Source organism: Chroococcus sp. FPU101, assembly GCF_017312365.1.
In the GTDB taxonomy this organism is placed as follows: domain Bacteria; phylum Cyanobacteriota; class Cyanobacteriia; order Cyanobacteriales; family Microcystaceae; genus Chroococcus.
Genome location: NZ_BLJI01000090.1, coordinates 1 through 2847 on the forward strand (window position 1 = coordinate 1; position 2847 = coordinate 2847).

Below are 2847 nucleotides of genomic sequence, written 5' to 3' on the forward strand. Positions count from 1 at the left end.
TGTCATGTCTTCATCTTCAGCTAACAAATCGAGTGCTTCTTGATTATTCATAAGAAATCCACCTTTATACGGATTGCATTTAACTCCACAATAAACAATCACACCTTGTAATAATTCACCTGTTTGGTTATCGTACTGGGATATGTGACGAGTATTTTTTCCACGTCTCATGCTCATAATTAGCTCCATTTCTGGTGATTGTTGTGTTATTTTACAACTAAGTTGTGTTATTTGACAACAATCGACTTCTGTAATTCTTATGTAGAGCCACTGATAAGTTTTTTTATTTGTCTTTGTATCATAAAAGGATAAGCTACGCTTATCAGTTAAACTTATGAGTCGATTGGAGCAGCCCCCAGGGGGCGGATCGCGAGGGGGTAGTGAAGGTAGTTGGCGACGACAGGAGCCACGATTTACAAGGCGATCAGCCTTGATTACCCAAAGATTTTTTTTGGGCAGATGGGAAAGAAGATAATTGTTAACTCGATTAGTTAATCGTTTTCTAAAGTAAAAAAAGATTTTTTCTTCTTAGTCCATTGGGGGTTTTAGGGGGGAACCCCCTAACCAGTACCCCGCCCCAACTTGAAACGAAGTGAGAAGCATTTGTATATAGGCGGGGTATGCTGGCTAAAAAAGAGTTAAATATTAATGTTTTATATCAAACAAATGCTTATACTATTTAATAAACTCTTTACTAAATCCAGATAATGCGTAATATTTATAGTACTCCAGATCCAGATGATATTCAAGAATCTTGGATCAATTACGATGCATTGCAGCCTTACATAGACGCACAATTTCTAGCTGCAGCTCCTTTTGTACATAAACTACTAAAAATACGTTTTTTATCAATTAAAGTATTTTTAATCCTTTTTGTTTTTGCTCTTTTATCTGTCGCATTTTTCTTTGGCTATCTTGCCTATTTTAGACCTGTTGGTTCGTTTTCGCAGGCTATATTTAGTGAAATTTCTGCCTCAATTATTATGTTTTTAACTATCCTTTACTTAATACCAATTGGATTAAAATTAGGATGGAAATTTAACGTTGGATTAATAGTATTTTCTTTAGTATTAGGTTTTTTTGGATATTACTTTTCTGGTCTAACACAAAGCTTCTTAATTGAGTTTTCTGTTGGATTATCTTTATTCTCTGCTTTAGATTACTACATCAAAAGTTGGCTGTCAAATATACGAAAAGCTCAAGTTAGAGCTAGGAGGGAGATGGAACGACATCAACAATTGATCGATGAAACTGAGAGGGATTTTTAGTAAGTCGTTAGAGTCAAATAAAAGACTCCACTCTTCTCTATAAGTGAAATCGAATAATATTTGAGATCTCAGATGGAAGCGATCATTTAGATAATGTTCGAGGATGGCTACTATTGCCTGTAAAAGTTGAGTGATGTTTTTTTCTTTCATCCAAGCAGTGAGTTTAGCTGACAAGTCAGCATAGAGGTAGGCTTGGATCTTAATATGTTGCTCTAACCATTCTGAGCGTCGACATAATTTTTAGAGTAAAGGACTGTAAATTATAGTAATTAACATAGCTAAAACCATTGTAGGATAAGAACCTGATAAAATATATAATAAGTTTACAACTTTAAGTAACCATCTATAAAAATTTACCAAAGATTACAGTAAATAAATAAATTAGCTAATAGTTAACTTAGGTTGTTAACTGTAAATAACTTTAGTAATGTAGTTTACAGTTAATGACTAATAAGTACTGTTTACAGTTAATAACAGTTAATGACTAAGGAGTTATTCAGGTGATCTAACCAGAGGACAAAATGACTTTAATACTTGCTAACACTACAACCATATAATAAGTTAACTTGTTGACAAGTTAAATAGCTGACAAGTTAAGTAGACAGAAAGTAAACTTCTTTCCCATCTGCCCATCTATTAAATCTTGAGTCAAAGTGAAAGGCGATCGCCCTCCGTTTAATTTCTTTTTCGGGCGGATGGGAAAAGAATATCTTCTCTGTTGAGGAGAAAAAGCGATTTGAGGCGGGTTGCTCCGAAGGGCAAATATAAATGTCGTTTAGAAGATAATGAAGCTTTTAGGGGCATTTTTTGAGGGGGTTAGATTTGGAAGAAGCTGCTAGGGAGATTGGGTTAACTTCTTTCCCATCTGCCCAAAAAAGAGTTAAATTAACTAAGAATCCTGTCAGCAACTAGCTTAGAGGTGGGTTACGCGCTCTTATCGAACTATGACCGCGTAGCAGGCTGTAAAGCTCATCAGTTCATGAATTAGAGAAGACTTTAAAGCACATATCAAGTTTTATTGATACAAGAAGCTTCCGAGGGCGATCGCGGGGAGAAGATGAAAAACTAGGAAGTTAAAAAGTTAAGTGGTTAACAAGTTGACAAGTTAGCAAGGAGATGAGATTTTCTTCCCATCTGCCCTTAGAGAGTGTGAGAGATGGAATCTCTGACATCAATAACAGTTGAGCGATTAAAGATATTCGATTTACTCTTACGGTTGTTTGGGCGGATGGGAAAGAAGTAATCACTCAGATTCATCAGGTTTGATGGGATTGTCTACGGCTCTGAGGTGTTTGTTTTTAAACTCTCGATTTTCCCGATCTTGTTGTTCCTGGCGGTACTCATTAAGGTTTTTAACTTTGCCTTTCCAGCCATAATCAGGGTTTAGGCGATAAGCAAAAGAGCGACCAGCTTTTGGGCCAGATAATACTATACCTTTTTCCGTTAGAAGTTTAAAAGCTTTAGAAATTCTATATTTGTCTATATTTAATTCTTTTGCAAGATCAGTTTGTGAGATTTGAATCCAATTCTGAAAATCTAATTTAGCGCAGACTTTAATAAACACTCTTAAAGCATCTTT

At 35.4% G+C, this 2847-nt stretch carries 2 protein-coding genes; one reads left to right on the forward strand and one right to left on the reverse strand.

Features of this window, described 5'->3' with window-relative positions:
* Window positions 1–707 precede the first annotated feature (707 nt).
* Entirely contained in the window at window positions 708–1268 is a 561-nt protein-coding gene (locus CFPU101_RS25105; protein WP_206818600.1) for a hypothetical protein, read from the forward strand.
* Between the two features lie 1243 nt (window positions 1269–2511).
* Here the strand turns inward: CFPU101_RS25105 and CFPU101_RS25110 are convergent.
* Window positions 2512–2847: helix-turn-helix domain-containing protein (locus CFPU101_RS25110; protein ID WP_206818602.1), on the reverse strand; the 336-nt coding region annotated here is incomplete at its 5' end.